This window comes from Kitasatospora sp. CMC57, assembly GCF_045866025.2.
In the GTDB taxonomy this organism is placed as follows: Bacteria; Actinomycetota; Actinomycetes; order Streptomycetales; family Streptomycetaceae; genus Kitasatospora.
The window spans coordinates 7,035,638-7,054,865 of sequence record NZ_AP035881.2 but is presented as its reverse complement, the minus strand read 5'-3'; the positions used below and the strand labels follow the sequence as shown (position 1 = coordinate 7,054,865).

The window sequence follows — 19,228 nt, the reverse complement described above, 5'->3', positions numbered from 1 at the left end:
TCGCTCCTCAGCGTCCGTTGGAACGGGTCGCATCGAGCCGGGGGTCACCGAACAGGGCGTCGAAGACCGGCTCGGTGACGCAGGCGATCAGGCCCAGCCCGTCGGGGCGCAGGGTGTAGCCCGCGGTACGCCCGAGGTCGGCCACCGCGATCGGGACCTGCGGGCGGTAGTAGAAGATCAGCTCCCGGCCCGCGAACTCCGTCGGCTCCGTCGCCCACTCCGCCGGGATGTACGGCAGGGTGAACTCGGGCAGGCCGGCCACCTCGGTCTCGGTGGCCAGGTGGAGCGTGCCGTCGTCGGTGGTGCGGAAGGCGACGACCAGGTCGACGCCGCCGCTGCGCCGGTCGCGAGGAAGGCCGTGGCCCTCCAAGACCCGGCCCAGCTGCGAGGGGGACATGCCGGCCGCGTCGCCCAGGGCACGGCGGTTGGAGTAGCCGCCGGTGGCGTCCGCACGGGACAACACCAACTCCTTCACCACCGTCAGGTGCCGGGAGATCCCGCCGATCCGCTCGACCAGACCGGTGAGCTCCTCGAACGTCGACGCCTGCGGCGGCTCCACCGGCTGCTCCCGCAGGGCCGCCAGCAGCGCCCGGCCCAAGTCATCGGGCACGTCGACCCGTTCACCCCCGAAGCTGATCCTCACCACGGAACCCCCAAAAAGTAGACCCTACCCAAATGCTACACCTGTCTGCTGTGGGTGGCGCAGAAGGAAGGGACGCGCGGCAGTGCGGTGCCGCCTGGTGGGACCGGCGGTCAGCACGGACCGCCCGATCCCGGACCGCCGGCTTCCTGAGCGGTTCAGTTCGCACTGTTGTAGGCGGCGGCCCAACCGGCCGCGGTGCGGTCGCCTCGGGTGAAGACGGCGGCGCCGGTGCGTCCCGCCGACGGGTCGTCGGGCCGCGGGGACGGGTAGAGGGCTTCGACGAGCCCGTCGGTGGTGGTGTGCCGGGCGGTGGCGGCGCCGCTCCAGGTGATCACGGTGGCCGACCGCGGCGCGCGGATGTGCGCCCGGTCCGGGTGCAGGGTGATGGCCGTGCCTGTGGCGCGGGTGTTGAGAAGGGTGCGGTAGTCGGCCGGGGGGAGGCGGCAGGCGCTGGGCGGTGTGGTGCCGGGCCAGTCCGGGGAGTCGATGCCGCGAGCGCGGGCCGCCTGCCACATGCCGGGGACCAGGTTGTGGGTGTGGGCGGGGGTGGCCATCTGTTCGCACATCCACAGCAACCGGCCGGCGCCACGCGTGGGGGCGAGAGTACGCCAGCGGATGCGGCTGGCGAGGTCGGCGGCGGTGACGGCGATCCAGGGGTGGACGGTGGCGAGGGGGCCTTGGGCGCCGAGCCAGGCGAGGTAGCGCTGGGCGTCGTCGAGAACGGGGACCATGGAGTCGGCGGGGATACCGCGGATGTAGGCGGGCCGGCCGCGGAAGGCCCGGGGCGCACGGGCGACCAGCAGCAGGACGGCGCGGGCCAGGTCGCCCGCGACCGGCTGCCACTCCTCTTCCTCCTCTTCCTGCTCCTGGCCGTCGGAGCCGGTGGCGCCGGGCCGGCCGAGGGTGCGCAGGACGGTGTAGAGCTCCGCTTTGGCGCGGTCGGTGAAGGGGGCCTGTTCGAGGGTGGGCAGGCGCGTGGCGAGGGTGGTGATGAGGGTGTCTTCGGCGGTGTCCGGGTCGGTGGGAACGGGCAGGTAGGTGGCGGCTTCGGCGAGGGCGGAGGCGAGGTCGGCGTCGACCATGAAGCGGCTGGTGAGGCGGCCGAGTTCGGTGGCCTCCAGGCGATCGTCGCCGTCGGGGCCGGGGGTACGGGTGAGGTAGGCGGTGTCGGTGAGGAAGTCGGTGGCGTCGTGGAGGGGGTCGAAGGGGTGGTGGCCCTGGTGGAAGGCGAAGGTGCTCTTCCACCAGGTCTCGGCCTGGGTGAGGGTGGCGATGCGCAGTTGGACGGCTTCGGCGAGGAGGTGGTCGGGCAGGCGGTCGCGGATGCGGGAGGTGACGGTGTATCCGGCGGCCAGGCGGGCCTGCCATTGGTGGCGCTCGCCGGGAGCGGTGAGCAGGTAGGCGTGGCCTTCACGCTCGCCCGCGCCGATGCGCCCCGCGCGGCCGAACATCTGCTGGACCATGGACACTTCGATGCGGCTCATGCCGATCTGGGTGTCGCGGACGATGACGGCGCGAGCGGGCAGGTTGACTCCGGCGGCAACCGTGGAGGTGGCGACGAGGATGTCGGCCTGGCGGGTGCGGAAGGCGTGCTCGGCGTCGCGTTTGTGGGGCCAGTCGCGGTAGTGCAGGCGCACCCCGGCCTTGGTGCACAGGCGCTCCACGAGGTCGCTGTCGTCGGCGTCGGCGCCGGTGGTGTCGACACCGCGGTCCTGGGCCAGGGCGAGGGCGGTGGTGCGCACCGAGCGTTTGCTGCCGCAGAACACCAGGACGCTGCCACCGTCCTGGGTGTGGTGGCGGGCGAGGTCGACGGTGCGGCGGGTGCGGGTGTTGTTGCGGGTGGTCCAGTCGGCGGCGTCCGCGTCCGGTGGCATGGCGGGCAGCTGCCAGGTCAGGCGGGTGGGGCGCCAGGGTGAGCGGATGAGGCGGGCGCCGAGCCAGGCGGCGACCTGGTCGGCGTTGGCGACGGTGGCGGACAGGCCGATGATCCGCACCCGTGCCGCGTCCTCGCGCACCCGCGCCAGGAGCGCTTCGAGGACGGGGCCGCGGACCGGGTCGCCGAGGAGGTGGATCTCGTCCACGACCAGGCACCCGACCTCGGCGAGGGCGGTGCGCAGGGAGCCGGCGCGGCAGATCGCCTCGAACTTCTCGGTCGTGGCGACCCACAGGTCCGCGTCCCGGATGAGGTCGTTGTCGACGGCGGCCTCGCCGGTCAGGCGCACCACCCGCAGGCCGGCTTTGCGCCAGGTGGCGAGGTCGCGGTCGAGTTCGTCGGTGAGGGAGCGTTGGGGTACGAGCCAGGCGGCTTTGCGGCCGCCTCGGTGGGCGGTGAGGGCGGCGACCATGCCGATGGCGGTCTTGCCGGCGCCGGTGGGGGCGACCACCACCACGTGCTCGTCGCCGTCGATGACGGCGGGGACGGTGGCGGCCTGGACCGGGTTGAACGACGGGTGCGGCAACAGGCCCTTCCAGTCGGCCGGGGCAAGGTCCTCGACGGGGGTGAACGCCTCGGTGCCGGTGTCGGGGAGTCCATCCAGGGCGTCCCACTGGGCAGCGAAGGCGTCGCGCGCCGCGTACGCCGCCGGCCCGGTGACAGGTGAGTGGCCGCCGCCCGGCCAGGCCGCCAGCTCTACCGGCGCGCCGAGGTCGGACAGGGTGGTCACCACCTCGTCCTCCGCCCAGTGAGCGGCGGTGCGCACCCGGGCGCCGAAACCGCTCAGGGCGGCGCGCAGTTCGTCGAACCGCTCCCCCGCCGGGACGATGACCCGTACGTCGTCGGCGGCGCGCAGTGCCTGCTCGGGCGGGGCCCAGGAGGGGTTGGTGATCTTGCCCCACCACAGGGCGCGGGTCTCCTTCTCCGCGGGCAGCGGCAGGTCCTCGGGCCACGCCGGAGCCGCCGGTCCCGCAGGTGGGGAGGAGTACGCGGTGGGGGCGGGCTCGCGGGCCGGGCGGGGCAGGCGGACCGGTGTGATGGTGACGCCCGGGCCGGTCGGGCACGGGCCGGAGTCGAGGCCGGCCAGCAGCCGGGCCGCGGTACGAACCGGCACTGTGGGGGCGGCGGTGCGCCCGCGCCGCCTCGGGGCGGGCGCGGCGGGCTCAGCCTGCACAGTGCCGGTGGGGCGCAGGAGCTTGTCGTAGGTCTTCACGCCGAGGTCGGCGAGGGTGAAGGTGCGCGGGCAGGCCGGGCAGACCAAGGCGACGTAGCGGTACTGACGTCCGCCCGACTCGTACGGGCGGCGCAGCGAGTGCAGCACCGCCCCGCAGTCGGGGCACGCGCGGGGCAGCTGCTCCTGGTAGCTCCAGCCTGGTTCGGTGAACCGCGCCAACAGGCCCTCCTGCGGCAGGACACTCCCCCACCTGGCATGGATGAGCTGCGGGACCGTCAGATCACTGCCCTGGGCGTCTGTTTCGTGCACGGCGCTCACTCTGACAGCACGGGCGACGCCCCGACCAGAGGCACTGCCCTGCAGGAGGCCAAGGGCAAGTGCCGTCTCCCCCGGGAGTACGGGTGGAACGGGTGCGGCGAGCGGCGCGGGGGTGGTCAGTGAGATGGACGCGGTGGGTTCGGTCATGACGCGTCGTCCCGGCCCGCCGGGGTGGGGATGTGGGTGCGGATGTGCCGGTAGTGGGTGAAGGCGTCGAAGGGCTCCCACTGGGTGAGGGCGATGTCGGCCGCGCGGCTGTGGGCGTGGGCGGGGCAGCGCTGGCCGCGCCAGCGCAGTTGCTCGCTGGTGTGTAGGTGGGTGAGGTCGTAGACGGCCATCTCAGCGGGGAGCAGGTGGTCGGCGAGGTGACGGCGTCCGCCGGTTGCGGGCGGGTCGGTGGGCATGAGCATCCAGCGGCCTGGCAGGTGCTCGTCGGCGACGGGGTTGCGGCAGCGGGTTCGGCGCAGGGTCTGGGCGACGCAGCGGATCGCGGGCAGCGGGCGCGGGGCGAGGTAGCGGATGTGGAGCAGCTGGACGACCGGCAGCCGCATGACCTCCGTGGGCGTCTCGGCGGCGGCCGAGGGGGTGATGGGCGCGGGGCGGGGCTGGAAGCCGGCATGGTCGATGAGGTGACGGGTCCTCAGGGCGAGGGTGCGGCGCAGCTGCTGAAGTTCCGGGGCCGGGGCCGGGGTGTGGGTGGTTGCGGGGCACAGGGCGCGGTGGGTGATGCGGCACCAGGCGGTGTTCGGCGCGCCGGTGTGGGCGATGCCGCCGGCGAGGTGCCATCGGTGGATGCCCGGGACGTGGCGGGTGGGCAGCTCGTGGGGATGGAGGGGGATGGGGGTGCCGTCGGCGCGGTGGCACCATTCGATGGCGTTGCCGCAGAAGTGGCAGGTCGCCATGCGGGCCGAGCGCAGGAGCCTGGTGGGGCTGGAGGGGTCGATGCGCAGGGCCCGGGTGGTCTTGGGGCCCTTGCGGCTGCCGTCCCAGTTGTGGCCCGGCGGGCAGGAGTTGGGTGCCATGCGGGCGACAGTGGACGGTGTGAGCCATGAGATGGGGTCAGGCCGAGTCGTGGTTCGCCCGGTCGGCCGTATCGGCGCCGTCCGGGCCGCCTCTTCGGAATGGGGGTTCGATTCCTGGTTCCCGTTCGGGTGATGCCGACGGGCGCGGTGCTCAGGCTCCGGCGGGTGGGGTGTGGCCGTTGCAGAGGGCCTCGGTGAGGCTGGCGAAAGGCACGCCCAGAGCGTGGGCCAGGGCGTGCCAGGTGGCGAGGGTGCCGATGGTGCGGCCCTGCTCGATCTCGATGAGGGTGCGGCGGGAAAGGCCGCTGCGTTCGGCGAGTTGGTCGTAGGACCAGCCGTGCTCCGCCCGCAGCCGTGCCAGCTCGAGGCGTAGCGCGGCGAGGTCGGGGTCGGGCGGCGGGGTGATCACTGTGCTATCGCACGGTGCAGACCCCTGCCCTGTCAGTGCAGACCTCTGCCCTATTTTCGTCCTCTTTGCGGCCCGGCGGGCAGTGCAGGGGTCTGCACTAGGGTGTCCGCCGCCCGGACCGGGGCCCGGCTCGGCCGTCTTCGGTGGTGCCGGCGCGAGTGACGGGAAGGACCGGGATGCACGGCGGCGCGCTGGTGCCAGGTGGGGTGTGGTCGGTAGTGATCGACCCGGGCCTGCGCTCGGTGCGCTGCACCGCCATCTCCTGTCCCGGCCCCGGGCCCGTCGGGCCCGGCAGTGTGCTGCGGGAGGTGGCAGTGCGTCATCTCGGCTCCCACGCAGGCCCGGAGAGACTGCCCGGGCACCTGCGCACGTGCGCGTGCGGGCAGAGCGGGTGCCGCTGGCACGGGCGCCACCGCGGCTGCGACGGCGAAGTGCTCCTCGTCCTCTTCCACCGCCACGGAGCCCGCACCTGGCTGCTGGCCGACATGTGCGCAGGATGCGCCCGCGCCGTCCCCGGCGCGGCCCCGGTCGACCTCCCCGAGCACCCCGCACCGCAGCCTCTCCCGGAAGGCCGCAGCAAGGTGCGCCGCCGGGGCGGAGGCGAAGCCCGATCCAGCGAAGTCCGCCGCCACGCCGTCAAAGCCGCCCTCGGCTACACCGCCGCCAGCCTCCCCGAACACATCAGCGGCGAAGCCCGGCTGCTCGCCGTGCTCTGCGTCCTACGCATCCGGCCCGGCGGACACATCCCCGTACCCACCGGCTGGCTCCGCTCCCTTCAGCTCCCCTCCCCCGAGAACGCACTAACCGAACTCCTCACCTGCGACAGCGGATTCACCACCGCTGAGAACCACAAACAGGTCGTCGTCGCGACCGAACTCGCATCCTCCTGGCGGCCCCGCGCCGGCCACCGCGCCCAAGCGCTCACCACTGATCCCGCCCTGCGCGGCCACTCCCCCGCAGCGCGGCTGGCCGCCCTGACCATCGCCGCCTGGTGCGAGCCGGGAGAAGCCCGCTGCCGCATCGACCCCGAAAGTACAGCGCGCAGCTGCGGTCAAAGCACCGAAGACCTGCTCCACACACTGACGGCCATGCACGCCTCGAGATGGCTGCGGCACTTCGAGCAGGAACCGTGCGGACTGCTGCGCTGCGCCCCAAACCAGCCCCGGCTCCTATGAGAACCAGCCTCGACTTGGGCAGTTCGGCGGCACATGTGCGGGTTGTCGGGCCCGACCCTCAGCCCCGCGCAGCGCTTTCTTCGCTCGGCGCTGGGGGCGTGGTCCCGGAGGAAGTCCACGGACGGAGTGTGGGGGGGCAGGACACCCGTGATGGGCCGTCAGATCAGCGTTGAGAATGCCGCAATAGCCTACGCCAGCCTCTCCATGAAAAGCGAAGTTCATCCAAACGATGGGTGCAGCATCTCCCATGGCACGAAAATGCGCTGCTATGAGCGAAGCAGCGCGTACCCCAACATGGGACCAGCGGTCGACTGGTATGCCCGTTCTCCCAGGAATGCGGGACACCTGGATCGCCGCGCTCCATGAGCTTGTCACGGCACTGGATGCCGACAAGGTTCTGCCCGATGTCAGCGCAGTCGCATCATCGCAGGGCAATAGCCTTGAGCGTCTGGATCAGCATCAACTTCAGCGGTTCGTTCGTGCCGGACTTCTGTCACGGAAGGGCTCGCAGTTACTGCCTACCTCGGCAGCTCTTGCATGGCATCGAGCTGACGACCCGGGGCTTCTCGTCCAACTTCTGCACCATCACACCCGCTTCGTCGGTGAACTGATGGAAGCCCTCGCACACGCTCCTCGGACGCTTGAGCAGTTGCGCGTCCTGGCGCGCGAGGAGTTCGACCTGCTGTGGGAAACCACCAGCCCGGTACACAACCGGACGACATGGCTCGTGGTCACCGGGATGGTCGACCACCACACGGGCCAGTTCCACCTGACCGAGGCCGGGCAGCGACTCCTGCCGACTCTGGTACTGGGCAAGCCCACGCGAGAGGGCCACGAAGTCGCTCAACTCCCACCTGCGGCAGGTGCCATCACGGATCTCATCGGCTCACTCGACGACAATGCCCTGGCGAGCCGCGCGGACGGCGCGAGTCTCTACGTCCCCGGCGTCACCGCGGACGGCGGCATGCTGGACGCGCTCAGGACGCTCACCGAAGCGGCTATCCCCTCCATCACGGATGCGGATTTCGCCCAGCTCGTCCAGGACTCCTTCCCCAACGCACGCAGCGCCAGTACCGGGCGCACCGCGAAGGACACGTTGAAAGCGCTGGGCCTGCTCCAACGGACGTCGTCCACGACCTGGACCGCCACGCTGGCCGCCCGTGCCTGGGTGGAGTCCGGCGAGCCAGTGGACTTGGCCCGGATCGCGCACAGTTCGATCGGCTTCTTCGGTGAGCTGCTCAGTGAGATTGACACCGCCGGCCAAGCCACGTCCGGTGCTCTGGCGGAGCGCAGCAGCCTCTACCTCGCCAGCCGCGGGAAGCCGCTGTCGCGGACAGCTGTCACCATCCGCCTCAACCTCATGGAGGCGTGTGGCCTGGTCGCACGCCCCTCGCACACCGTCTTCCGCCTGACCGCCCTGGGCCGTGCGTTCGAGCACTCCTTGCCCCGCCAGTCCGCAGGTAGGACGCCGGGCCCTGCCCGGCGAGCGCCGCCGGTACGGGCCAGCGTCCCGGTGACCTGCCAAGCAGCGCCCCACTGCCCGTTTCTGCCGGCGAAGCCATCGCCGCAGAGCTGGAAAGCGCGGCCCGTGACAGCGCGGACCCCCGGCGCTTGGAGAAGGCCACCATCGCCGCCCTGGGCTACCTGGGCATGCCCGGCCGGCACGTTGGCGGCCCGGGGGCCGCCGACGGGACGGTACGTCACGGGATCGGGGCAGCCGCGAAGGTCTTGGCCATCGAGGCCAAGACCGCCGCCGCCGGAAGGGTCACGGAGCAGTCCCTGTTCCGCCTGCCCGGTCACCGGGAAGCTCTCGGCGCTGCCGTCACTCTCCTTGTCGGGCCCGGCTTCCAGGGCACGATGCTGAAGGAGGCTGACGACGACGCGGCCATCGCCGTCATCGAAACAGGCCTGCTGGCCGAAGCCGTGCGGCGCCAGGACCACGCTCCTCTCACCCAAACGCAGTTGAGTGACCTGGTCGCCCCTGAACTGCCGTGCGCTGACCGCCGCGACGCCTTGAGCGTGCACTGGAAGGCCCTGGAAGAGCGCAGCGCACTGGAGTACGTACTCATCGAGATCCTGAACGCCGAGGCGCAGGACCCCCTGGAGGAAGGCGGCTGGCTCGACCTCACGTCGCTTCGACGTGAACTGCGGACCCGGCAGCACCACGCGGAGCCCGCTTCCATCGTGGAGGCGCTCGAGTTCCTGGCGTCCAGCCGGATCGGCGTGGTGCAGCACTCCCCCTCGCACGGATACCGCTGCATCGCCAGCGTTCTCACCGCAGGGCAACGCCTCCAAGCCCTCGGACGCCAATGGACAGCGGCCTCGGCCATTCATGGCCAGCCCCCGGCCTGAGGGGCCCTGCGGGGCCGTGGCTTGGGCCCCTGAGAAGTGCGCGCCGTGGGAGCAGTTGTGCGAGCACCACCCGGCGAAACTGGAGGGCGGGCACACCAGTCAGCGGAGGGCCGAGCGCCGGCTGGTAGGTCCGGCCAGGGCAAGGGGGCTACCGGGTGCCCTTCCTGCTCGCAGCTCCTACCCACTGATCTACGCCAGGCCACTGCTGGGGACCTGCTCCGCCTGGGCTTGGCCATAGCAGCCTGACAGACCGTGCTGGTCGCGGTCAGTGGTTCCGATGTGGCTAGGGTATGAGGTGAGCAAGCGACGTGGCACGCCTGTGGGTGATTGTCGGGCTTCTTCGGCCCGTGCCGTGGCTTCAGGCGCAGCGAACTGCGGCAGCCGTGGCGGGTGCGGTCAGGCCGGGGATCCATTCCATTCCCAGCGCTTCCAGGGCATTGATCTCCTCCCGGTTCAGTCGCGCGACGTCGTTGCGCATGCATGCGATGAACCATCCGAGATGGACGCGGTGTCGGCGGTCGATGTGGTCGGCGGGGACGTCGAGGTGGTGATGGTCCCGGCGGAATCGTCGGGCGGAGCGCAGTGCCTGGGCGAAGTCGCGTTCGCGGGTGCTGCGGGGGCGGCGCAAGCCAATGGCGAGGGGATCACCTTCGAGAAGGCCGCCGAGTTGGTCGCGCTGCCCCAGGTGGAGGGTGGGGAAGAGGTCGAATTGCTGGTCGAGCCAGCGGGTGAGGTCGTTGGCGTCGGCTTGGGCACGGGTGACGGGGGCGGCGAGGCGGTCGTTGCGTGCTGCTGTGAGGGCGCGGGCGTAGGTGCGCTGCCATTCATGGGGCCAGCGGGGGTTCCACCAGGGGTCGATCCCCTGGAGGGTGCACTGGTAGTCATCAGGCAGGGTGCCGGCGTTGTGCTTGTGCCGTTGCTCGGCGAGCCAGGCACCCAGGGGTTGGCCGCGGAAGGTGTCAGTTGGTTCGGGCAGCAAGTGACCGTTCTGACCGGCATAGGCACGGGCGAGGTGGAGGCGGTGCTCGGTGCTGGTGCTGGGGTGGGACCAGCGCATGCCGTACACGGCGAGGGCTGTGACGCGCTCGGGTTGGAGATTGCCGACCTGTTTGAGGCTGCGTTGGTGACCGATCCACCAGCCGAGGTGGAATCCGTCGTCGTCGACGTAGTCGCTGTCGACGTTGAGGTGGCCCTGCTGTTGCTGATAGCGAGCAGCGGCTTCCAGGCCGGTCAGCCACTGGTCGGGGTGGGGGTCCATGGTGCGCAGACCCAGTAGAGGGGCGATCTCCTCCGCACGTTCGGGGCGGGGAGCGGGGAGCGGGGTGTGGCAGGGGGTGGGCTTGCCGTTCTTGATGAGTCGGTGGAAGAAGTGCTCGTCGTAGGCGCGCATGGCGATCATGACTTGGTAGAGCAGGTGGTAGGGGGTGCCGAGGGTGGCGTCCTCTGGTCGCTCGCCAGGGCCGAAGAACACCGGGATGACCAGGGTGGAGCACTTGCTGATGCCTGGGGCTGGCCGCAGGGCCCGGCCGACGGCCTGGACGGTGTCGATGGTGCTGTATTTGGGGTCGGCGAACAGGACGGAGTCGGCGAGGGGAAAGTCGACGCCTTCGATGGCGAGGCGGACGTTGCACAGGACGCTCAGGTCGCCGAAGCGGGTGCCGTGGGGCGGTCGGGCGGGTGGGCGGGCGAAGTGCCGGGTGCGGTGGGCTCGTTCGGTGGAGGTGTGCCGTGAGTGGATGCTGGCCGCCCAGAGGTGGTCGGCGTGGCCGGGAAGGTGGCGGGCGGTGTCGAGCAGGGTTTCCGCGAAGGCTTCCGAGTTGGCGATCGACCGGGAGAACACCACGGTGCGGCGGATGTCGTGTTCCTCTCGTGCCCGTAGCAGGGCTAGCTGGGCGCTGGCGACGCGCATTCCGTCAGCGCCGGGGATGTCGGGCTGGTCGCGTTGCCCAACGAGGTAGGAGCGCAGCTCGGAGCTGTGGATCTCGGGTGCGCTGATGCGGTAGTCGGCGAGTTGGCCGTCTGCAATGGCTTGCGCCAGGGAGTATCTGTAGACGAAGCGGCCGTAGAGGCCCTGATCGTCCATGGAGGCGATGGCCTCGTTGGCGAGGGGCATGCTGACGTCCCAGATCCGCGGGGTGGCGGTGAGGTAGAGCCGGTGGCGGGCGGGGATGGCGGTGGCGTCGTGGATCGCGGCCCATGCCTTGCCGAGCGCGCCGGCGGTGCGGTGGGCTTCGTCGACGACGACGAGGTCCCAGCGGGGCAGGGCATGGCGGGCGTGGGAGGTGATGATCTTCTCGAGTGCTGCGTAGGTGGCGAAGACGTTGACGGGGCCGATGGTCGAGCGGATCTGACGGGTGAGCGTGGCTGCATCGCCGACCATCGTCATCACGTCGGCCATGACGCTTTCGGTGGGGCTCTCGTCGGAGCACAGGCCCAGGTAGCGGCCGGGGCGGCCGGAGGTGTACCAGACCCGCGCGGTCTGGTTGAGCAGTTGCAGGGTGGGGACGAGTACCAGGGCGCGCCCGTCGGGGGCGGTGGCGTCGGTGACGTGGACGCCGACGTGGGTCTTGCCTGTGCCGCAGGGCATGACGATGGTGGCGCGCGCCGCACCCAGGGCGAAGGCGTTGAGTGCGGCGTCGGCGGCGTCTCGTTGCCGGGAGCGCAGGGTGGTGGTCAGGGTTGATGGCGGCCGCGGCACGGTGGCCTCCCGGGGAGCGGTAGCGGTGCGGGCACCGGCTGGGCCGGTGGTGGTGAGGGCAGCGTGCGAGTTGTCTTTGCGTATACGCAGGGACAACTGGCGGGTGTCCGTCGTTTGAGTGAACTGTCCTGGTGCGGGAAGTTGTTGGTGTGCTACTCCGCACAGAAGCTGCCGTGGTCGGTGGCGCTGTTGGCAGGGCGGGCGGTGGGAACGGGGGTAGTCGTGGACGGGGGTTGGCAGCCGGAAGCGTGGTGGGTGCCGTCCAAGCCGGAGCCGCTGCGGGTGCGGTTCGTCGCCTACGAGTCCACCTCGTCGTACCTGTGGCGGCTGGCCGGGGCCAACGGCCGCAACCCCGACGACCTCCTGCAGGACGTAGGGGAAGGTGATCCCGGCCGGAAGGCTCTCGCCCCATCCCTGGCCGAGGTCTACCTCAGCCGTCCGGCGCTCGAGCGATTGTCGGTCCTGGCGGGCTGCGCCCCGCACACTCTGCAGCGGGCACTGCCGAACCTCAGGGAACCTCTTCTGCTGCCCGGACACCGGCCTCGGTGGCATTGGCCGTGGGCACCGCAGGCCGGCTCGCTGGTGCGGGCCTGCCCGTTGTGCGCCGCCTCTCGCGGGGCCGGCGGTGGAGTGTGGCTGGCCTGGCCCGATCCGTGGAAGGTCTGCCTGAGGCACCGCCGGTGGACGGATGGCACTCGCGACGATGCGCGCGGTTCGTTCGATCTGACGCCGGTACCGGAGGTGCTGCGCGCGCACCGGTACCGGCTGTTGCTGGAGTGCCGGTTCGGGCCGGGCGGCGCGGCGCTGGTCGCCGACGCGTTCGCGATCGTCGGCTGGTGGTGGCGCCAGGCGCCGCAGGCACCTTTGTGGCGCCTGCGCGAGCAGCGCGCGGGCCTTGGGAGCGGTGCGGTTAGTACGGCTCCGCTGCTGGTCTATCCGGAGGCGGCTGCCCTCGCGCGGGTTCTGCTGGGATTCGAGCGGGAACGCCGTTCGGTGCTCGAGGGTGGCTGGGATGACGGCCGCGGCAGGGAGGCCGGCGAGAGCAGGCGGGCGGCGCTGTTGTACCGACTGGAGGTGCTGGCCAGCCTGGCGGGGGTGGATGCGGCTGTGGGGCGGGTACCGGTCGTGGAGTGGCTATCCCGTCATCATCGTCTTGTCCGCGAGGCGGCGAGCCCGGTACTGCTCGGCGCGGGGCCCCGCCGGGGACCGGTGCGTTGCGCCGTGCACGCGGACGACGCTCCTCACACCTCCGTCGATGCCCGCTCATGTCTGCCGTGGCAGTGGACCAACCTGCACGAACGTATCTGACTCCTTGGTCGGCGCCCGGGTCATGTGCTGACCGGCCGTCATGTCACCGGTCCGCTGGCCTCCTTCCGTCCTTACCTCTCTCCGAGTGGCTTGGCAAGGACTCGGGGCACGAATGTCGCCCGTTCGTGTGGCAACGGTAGCTGGCACTGCGGGCTGCGCCGTCCGGCGGCGATTGTGGGTGAGCACGTTTCGCAACCGACTGTCCCGAGGAGGCCGCGTGTTGGAGATTTCCGTCGCCTACCTCGATGCGCGAGGGCGTCTTCGCGAGGTGCCCGCTGCCGAGGCAGGCGATCTGCCGGTCGAGGAACTCCCGCACGTCGCTCCTCCTGTCGCCCACCGGGGACGACGCGGCTTCGTCACGGACGCTTGGGTGTCCAGGACCGGGAAGGTCATTGCCTGCGGTTCGCTGCGCCAGCAGCAGGTCGCCGCCGGACTCGACCGGGATCCGGGCATCGCCGCGTTCAGTGTGTGCCCGGTGGAACTGCGCTGGGACGAGCACGGCCGACGCCGTGCCCTGCGACCCGACTTCGCCGTCCGCCGACGCTCCGGCGAGCGACTCCTGCTCGCGGTGGAGCCGCAGGCACCCGGCAACGCCTGGCGGCGCCAGGAGCAGGTCCTGAAAGAGACCGTCCAGCGGACAGGTTGGGAGCTGGGCATCACCACCCCTCCCACCGGCGTGCCGCTGGCCAACCAGCGGCTGCTGTTCAGCGCGCGCGACCCCCGCCGACGCGATCCGCACGCCGTGGAGATGCTGTTGTCCGCGTTCGCCTGTCCCCGTCCCATCGAGGACGGCGCCGCAGGCTGCGGACTGCCCCGTCTGGCAGCGGTGGAACTCGCCCATCACCTGATCTGGCGTCAACTGCTAGAGATCGACTGGCACGAACCTCTTCTGCCGACCTCCCTGGCCTGGGCGAGCGGAGTGCGCTCATGAGCCGGGCACCACGGATCAGGGCATCGCAGCCGCCGGGCACCGGCCCGGGCCTGAGTCTGGGCGACACCGTGCGGTTCGGCGGCCACACCTACACGGTCAGCGTCCTGCAGGGCCACCGGGTGTCGATGGAGCCCCGGGAAGAAGGCGTGGATGCGGTCACCTGCCTGCTCGCGACAGTTGTCGCAGCTGGCGACTTCGCGGTCTTGGATCGGCTTGACCATCCTCAGGAGCTCCACCAACTTCCCTACCGTAAAGGCGAGTTCGAAGCCCTCCCCGCCCATGTGCGCAGCCAGGCACTGGAATGGGAGCACCACGTCAAACAGGTCCTGCACCGGCAGAGCCCGAACGTCCCGGCCACCACCGCGCCGTGGCCCGAGTACGATCCCGCGCTGCACACCCTGCAGGAGCGCTACGAAGCCAAGGCCCGGCAGTTGCGGGCGCTGGGCCGCGACGTCTCCGCCGCGACGGTCGAGCGCAGGTGCCGGGCATGGCGCGCTCAAGGGGTGATGGGCTTGGTCGACGGCCGCAGGACCCGCGGCGCCTCCCCGTACGGGCGCACCGATCCGCGGGTGGTGGCGCTGCTGTGGGATGTGCTGGATGCCGAGGCGAAGAGCGGGGAGTCCGCCGGCACGGCGCAGCGCCTGTGGGAGCGGTTGGAGGGTGCCGTGGACGAGCGCTACCGGCGGGAGCTCGACGATCCGCTCGAGCGGGCGCGGCTGCGAGTGCCGCGCTCGACGTTCTACAAGCTGCTGCAGCGCCTGGGGATTTCCGTGGACGACGTGGCCGGGCCGACCGCTCGCCGCGTGGCCGGGCACAACCGGCCGGCACCCCCGTACACGCCCACAGTGGCGCGGGTTCCGGGCGAGCTGGTGCAGATCGACACCACCGGGCTGGACATCCTCGCCATCGGCGATGACGGGCGGCCCACGCCCGTCGAGGCGACCATCGCGATCGACATCGCCACCCGGAGCATCATCGGTGAGATGATCGTCCCCCGGCAGACCGGCGACGGGCCGCGCGGAGCCCGGCTGGGCGGGCGGGCCACACGGGCCTTGGACGCGGTCTTCACCATCGCCCAAGCGCTGGCTCCGGTACCGGGCAGGCCCGGCTGGTCACCACTGACCCTGATGGACGGCTCCGACCTGCCCTATGAGGAACTGCTGGCGACCGACCCGCGGATGGAAGGGGCGGCCGCGCGGCCGGTGATCCGGCCCCAGACCGTGGTGATCGACCACGGCCGCGTCTACACCGGCAGCGTCTTCTCCTCCGCCTGCGCAGAACTGGGTATCGAGGTCCGTCATGCCCGCACCCGCACCCCCACCGACAAGGCGGTCGTGGAGCGCGCCATGCGCACCATCAAGACGAAGTTCAGCCAGCACGTCGCCGGTCACACCGCCCGCAAGCTCGAACTGCGCGGCAAAGGTGTCGACAAGCAGCCGTTGTGGACGGTCAACCAGCTCCAGGAGATGTTCAGTGAGTGGGTGACCCTCCAATGGCAGCAGACGCCGCAGGGCGGGCTGCGCAGCCCCTACACTCCGGGTCTGATTCTGGCTCCGAATCAGATGTACGCCGCTGCCGTCTCGCTGGCCGGCTACCGGGCACTACCGCAGACTCCAGGCGACAACCGCAAGCTGCTGCCGGCGCAGTGGGTGACGGTCACCCGCAAGGGCTTCCAGATCAACAACCGCACCTACAGTCTCGGTGACGCACTCATCCCTTTCCGCAGGCCTTCCGGGATCACGGGGCGCCGCGGCAAGTGGGAGGCCCGTTACAACCCTTACGAGCCGGATGTCGCCTGGCTGTACAACCATCGGGCCGAGGAGGGCCAGGACCCGTGGGTGGAGGTGCCGTTCGTCTTCCGCCGGCTCATCGACGACCCGTGGACCGAGCGCGTGTGGGAGCAGGCCACCGCCGCCCACGTCGCGGCGGGTGGCAGCATCCGCGACGAGAGGGCGATCGCCCGCGCCGTCAACGAGTTGCGTGAGCGTGCCCGGCGAGGCCACGCACCCGCCCGCACCGTGGTGCCGGCCTCGTTCCAGGGACGCAAGCTCGAGACCGCCGCACCACGGCGCGAACCGCTGGGGGATCTCCCCGCCATCAACCCGGCCACCATCACGCCCTACCGCAGCCTCGATGGGCCCGCAGCGGACCTGTTCGTCGATCCGCATCCCCCGAAGAAGGCCGCGCACCCGCCGGACGACGTCCTCGCTGCCCTCGACTGGGACATCAGCGGTCTCGACGGCTTTCCCCCCTACGGTCCCGAGGACCTCGGACCGGACGAAGGCAGGGCAGAGCAATGAGTGCCGCCTCCACGGACCAGGCCGCGCTCAGCCCGGGCCGGGCACCAGGGGCCGTCACCGAACCAGAGCTGATGACCATCCGCTCCGGCTGGGACGCCGGCGTGCGCTGCCCGGTGGTGGCGCCAGACCTGCAGGACTGCGCCCCCGCCGGTACCAAACTGGGCGAGGACGACCCGAGGGTGCTCTACCACGCCTCGCTCGGTCTGGTCGCCACGCCTGACGTCGAGCGTGGGCTGAAGGTGGCCAGGCGCCTGCTGCGGGTCAACCGGGGATGCGTCCAAGCACGCGTCCATGGCGCCGTCGACGGTGAACGCGGCACCGGCAAGACCGCCCTGGCACACCTGATCGGCCGCGGCCACCAGGGCCGCATCGAGCAGCTGTACGGCATCGACCCCAACCGCATCCCCGTCATCTGCGTCAACGCACCGCCCAGCCGCGACGACGCCGTGAACTGGTCCGCCCAGATCGCCGTGTTCCTCGGCTGGGACCTCTACCGCAGGGACGTCGACGGCAAGGCCCTCCTGCGGATGAAGGACTGGACCGGGCCGGTGGTCCACGTCATGCGCGCCTCCAGAACCCGCCTGATCCTGGTCGACGGCGTCGACCGGCTCCGCAACAGCGACATCCAGCCGACCTTCGACTTCTTCGACTTCCTGGCCGCCGAGATCGGACTGACCGTGTTCTGGTGCGGCACGGGCGCGCGGGAGATCCTGCACGAAGCCCGCGGCGAACGCAGCCCCGCACTCCCCCGCCCCACCGACACCCGGCACACCCCCACACCGCGGAACTCCGTCCCGACACTGTGGGTCAACCCCCTTCCCTACAGCGAGGTTTGGGGACGAACCCTGCACGGCTTCGACGAGAAGCTGCGGCTGCACCACCACAAGAGGCAGGGCCTGCTCGAACATGCTGCGCTCCTGTACCGCATGACCGAAGGGCGCATGGAGCACCTCGCGCCTCTGATCTCGATGGCCGCGCAGATCGCCATCGAGGACGGCACAGAAGCCATCACCGCGGAAACCCTCGAAGAGGCCGCCGACTTCCTCGACCACCCCACCTTCGAGGCATAACCCCCAACTCCCGGCCGCACCACCCGAAAGAACCCACGCCATGACCACCTGGACGATCGACACCACCCGCATCCCGCTGAACGACCACCACGCTCCCCTGCACCTGCTACTGGCGGTCGACGAAGCCACCGGCGCCATCACCATGGCCCGCCTCATCGACCAACCCAACGACACCACCGTGGCCCGGGCGCTCACCGAAACCCTCGAGAGCCGGCCCACCCCCAACGCCATCGCCATCGACCACAACCGCGCCCTCCGCGACCACCCCGACTCCGCGCTGCGCTCCACCTGCAGCACACGGGGTATCAGACTCACCGCCGCCCGAGCCCTCACGCCGTGCAGCAAAGCCATCGCCGAACGCGCCCTGCGCGCGGTGCTGCGCCACCTGTCCGACGCCCGCACCCGCCCGGCGCTCGACGCACTGCTCCCCCGCGCCGTCGACGCCTACCACCGCCAACTCAGCGCCGCCTGAACCGGCTCGGGGCGGCCCTGCCTGCCCCTTTGCCCGGTCTTCTCCACCAGCCCGGCCCACTGCGAGAGACAAGCATCATGGCAGCCCCCGCCCGTACCGCCCCTTTCCCCCCGGAAGCCGCGCCGTTGTGGGAGCGCCCTCTCGCCCCCCACTACGGGTACCTGAGCACGGTCACCACCATCGACGGGGTGTTCGTCGACCGCCGCGACGTCATCGACCTCGCCACCGGCACCACCCTGTGGGAGCTGCCGTGGGACCCGTCCGACCGCGACGTTCTCGACCTCCCCTGCCAGAACCTCCTCGCCGGGTGCGGAGCGTTCGGGGAGGACCTCGTCGTCCTCGCGCCCCGGCCCGACAAGCACTTCAAGGCCACCGGCTGCGACCCGCGGACCGGGCAGACTCGCTGGCACACGCCCCGCACCCGCATCGACCCGTTCCTGTGGAGCGACCACGCTGGCAAGGAGCCCTACCTCGCCGCAGGCGGCGGGATAGACATGATTGACTCCGAGTGCTGGGGCAGAATCGACCCGCGCGGGGACCGGATCCGTTGGAACACCCCGCTCGACACCCCTGCCGCAGCAACCGCGCCCGACATCACCCCGGCGGACACCCTGATCGGCATCGCCGACGACGCCTGGCTCTCCTCTCAGATCGCCGGCCTCGACTCCCGTACGGGCCAGGTCAGGTGGCGGGCCGACGATCCAGGACGGGCCCTGATCGGGGTCGGCAGCTCCCACGTCGTGACAATGCACTTCTGGGACACCTATGGCCAACCCCTGTGCCCTGGGCACTTCGTCGAGGTCGGCGACGCGAACAGCTTCCACGCGAGGAAGCCGAGCGCCTGCGGGGCTTGCCAGGCCTACGTCGCCGTACGGGTCCTGGATCGCGCCACCGGGCGGATCCGCTGGCAGCACACCTGGCAGTCAGCCAGCGGAAGCGTGGACTGGTCCATCGGCCTGGACTTCACCAGCAGCGCGACCCAAGGCGCCGCCGCCGTCTGCGGCGACGTCCTTGTCACCGGCGAGGGCGAGCACCTGCGCGGCTACCGCCTCAGCGACGGGGCGCCCATGTGGACCTCGCCACTCTCGGAGGTGATCCGCCTCGACATCGGGCGTACCAACCTCATCTTCCCCCGCCTCGGCACCCACCAGCGTTGGCTGCCGATCGACGTAGGAGCCGGCCCCGGCACCACTAGCCTTCTTGTCCACGCAGAAACCGGCCGCATCATCACGATGGACCGTCAGGTCTGGACAGTCATCGACCACACCGCCCTCACCCGCGATAGCCGCCGGATGCGCGCCTGCTCCCTGCCCATTCTGTGAGAGCCATGGCAGGCCCGTACTGCGTTCCGATTCCCAGGACCAGCTGTCGGCCGCACTCCGAAACAGCCCGAGCCGTATGCGGGTCCGCACCCGGCCCTGTC

At 71.0% G+C, this 19,228-nt stretch carries 15 protein-coding genes; 8 read left to right on the top strand and 7 right to left on the bottom strand.

From position 1 onward, the window contains the following. Positions 1-7: 7 nt before the first annotated feature. The 4 genes from ACKUU6_RS31800 to ACKUU6_RS31785 all read right to left on the bottom strand — a co-directional run bounded on the left by ACKUU6_RS31800 (position 8) and on the right by ACKUU6_RS31785 (position 5,499). Positions 8-610, bottom strand: a complete 603-nt coding sequence (locus ACKUU6_RS31800) for a hypothetical protein (RefSeq protein ID WP_407986252.1) — start codon at positions 608-610, stop codon at positions 8-10. 188 nt (positions 611-798) lie between these two features. Further along, positions 799-4,059 (bottom strand): DEAD/DEAH box helicase, encoded by a 3,261-nt coding sequence (locus ACKUU6_RS31795; RefSeq protein WP_407992002.1) that lies wholly within the window; start codon positions 4,057-4,059, stop codon positions 799-801. 152 nt (positions 4,060-4,211) lie between these two features. Next, positions 4,212-5,090: a DUF6083 domain-containing protein gene (locus ACKUU6_RS31790; RefSeq protein ID WP_407986254.1), complete on the bottom strand. Its 879-nt coding sequence runs from the start codon at positions 5,088-5,090 to the stop codon at positions 4,212-4,214. A gap of 151 nt (positions 5,091-5,241) precedes the next feature. Next, positions 5,242-5,499, bottom strand: a complete 258-nt coding sequence (locus ACKUU6_RS31785) for a helix-turn-helix transcriptional regulator (protein ID WP_407986255.1) — start codon at positions 5,497-5,499, stop codon at positions 5,242-5,244. Positions 5,500-5,930: 431 nt separating this feature from the next. Between ACKUU6_RS31785 and ACKUU6_RS31780 the strand changes: the two genes are divergently transcribed. Then, positions 5,931-6,674, top strand: a complete 744-nt coding sequence (locus ACKUU6_RS31780; protein ID WP_407986256.1) for a hypothetical protein — start codon at positions 5,931-5,933, stop codon at positions 6,672-6,674. 511 nt (positions 6,675-7,185) lie between these two features. Here the strand turns inward: ACKUU6_RS31780 and ACKUU6_RS31775 are convergent. Further along, positions 7,186-7,521 (bottom strand): hypothetical protein, encoded by a 336-nt coding sequence (locus ACKUU6_RS31775; RefSeq protein WP_407992001.1) that lies wholly within the window; start codon positions 7,519-7,521, stop codon positions 7,186-7,188. An 86-nt stretch (positions 7,522-7,607) separates the two neighbouring features. After that, on the bottom strand, positions 7,608-7,928 hold the full coding sequence (locus ACKUU6_RS31770) for a hypothetical protein (protein WP_407992000.1): 321 nt from the start codon (positions 7,926-7,928) through the stop codon (positions 7,608-7,610). 357 nt (positions 7,929-8,285) lie between these two features. On the opposite strand from ACKUU6_RS31770, the gene ACKUU6_RS31765 reads away from it, so the two are divergent. Continuing rightward, positions 8,286-9,026 (top strand): hypothetical protein, encoded by a 741-nt coding sequence (locus ACKUU6_RS31765; RefSeq protein ID WP_407991999.1) that lies wholly within the window; start codon positions 8,286-8,288, stop codon positions 9,024-9,026. A 358-nt stretch (positions 9,027-9,384) separates the two neighbouring features. Here the strand turns inward: ACKUU6_RS31765 and ACKUU6_RS31760 are convergent, their stop codons facing one another. After that, the gene (locus ACKUU6_RS31760) at positions 9,385-11,724 is read right to left on the bottom strand and encodes a DEAD/DEAH box helicase (protein WP_407986258.1); all 2,340 of its coding nucleotides are present in this window, start codon (positions 11,722-11,724) and stop codon (positions 9,385-9,387) included. Positions 11,725-11,838: 114 nt separating this feature from the next. Here ACKUU6_RS31760 and ACKUU6_RS31755 point away from each other — a divergent pair, with 114 nt between their 5' ends. From ACKUU6_RS31755 to ACKUU6_RS31730, 6 genes are all read left to right on the top strand, one after another. After that, positions 11,839-13,032: a TniQ family protein gene (locus ACKUU6_RS31755; protein WP_407986259.1), complete on the top strand. Its 1,194-nt coding sequence runs from the start codon at positions 11,839-11,841 to the stop codon at positions 13,030-13,032. A gap of 217 nt (positions 13,033-13,249) precedes the next feature. After that, the gene (locus ACKUU6_RS31750) at positions 13,250-13,963 is read left to right on the top strand and encodes a hypothetical protein (protein ID WP_407986260.1); all 714 of its coding nucleotides are present in this window, start codon (positions 13,250-13,252) and stop codon (positions 13,961-13,963) included. Continuing rightward, positions 13,960-16,263 carry a hypothetical protein gene (locus ACKUU6_RS31745; protein ID WP_407986261.1) on the top strand — a complete coding sequence of 768 codons (2,304 nt, stop codon included), beginning with the start codon at positions 13,960-13,962 and terminating at the stop codon, positions 16,261-16,263. Before ACKUU6_RS31750 ends, ACKUU6_RS31745 begins: the two co-directional genes overlap by 4 nt. Continuing rightward, on the top strand, positions 16,260-17,333 hold the full coding sequence (locus ACKUU6_RS31740) for an AAA family ATPase (RefSeq protein WP_407986262.1): 1,074 nt from the start codon (positions 16,260-16,262) through the stop codon (positions 17,331-17,333). The genes ACKUU6_RS31745 and ACKUU6_RS31740 overlap by 4 nt, the downstream gene beginning before the upstream one ends. Before the next feature lie 40 nt (positions 17,334-17,373). Further along, complete coding sequence (locus ACKUU6_RS31735; protein WP_407986263.1) at positions 17,374-17,805, top strand: DDE-type integrase/transposase/recombinase; 432 nt, start codon at positions 17,374-17,376, stop codon at positions 17,803-17,805. 77 nt (positions 17,806-17,882) lie between these two features. After that, positions 17,883-19,127, top strand: a complete 1,245-nt coding sequence (locus ACKUU6_RS31730; RefSeq protein WP_408649618.1) for a PQQ-binding-like beta-propeller repeat protein — start codon at positions 17,883-17,885, stop codon at positions 19,125-19,127. Positions 19,128-19,228: the final 101 nt, after the last annotated feature.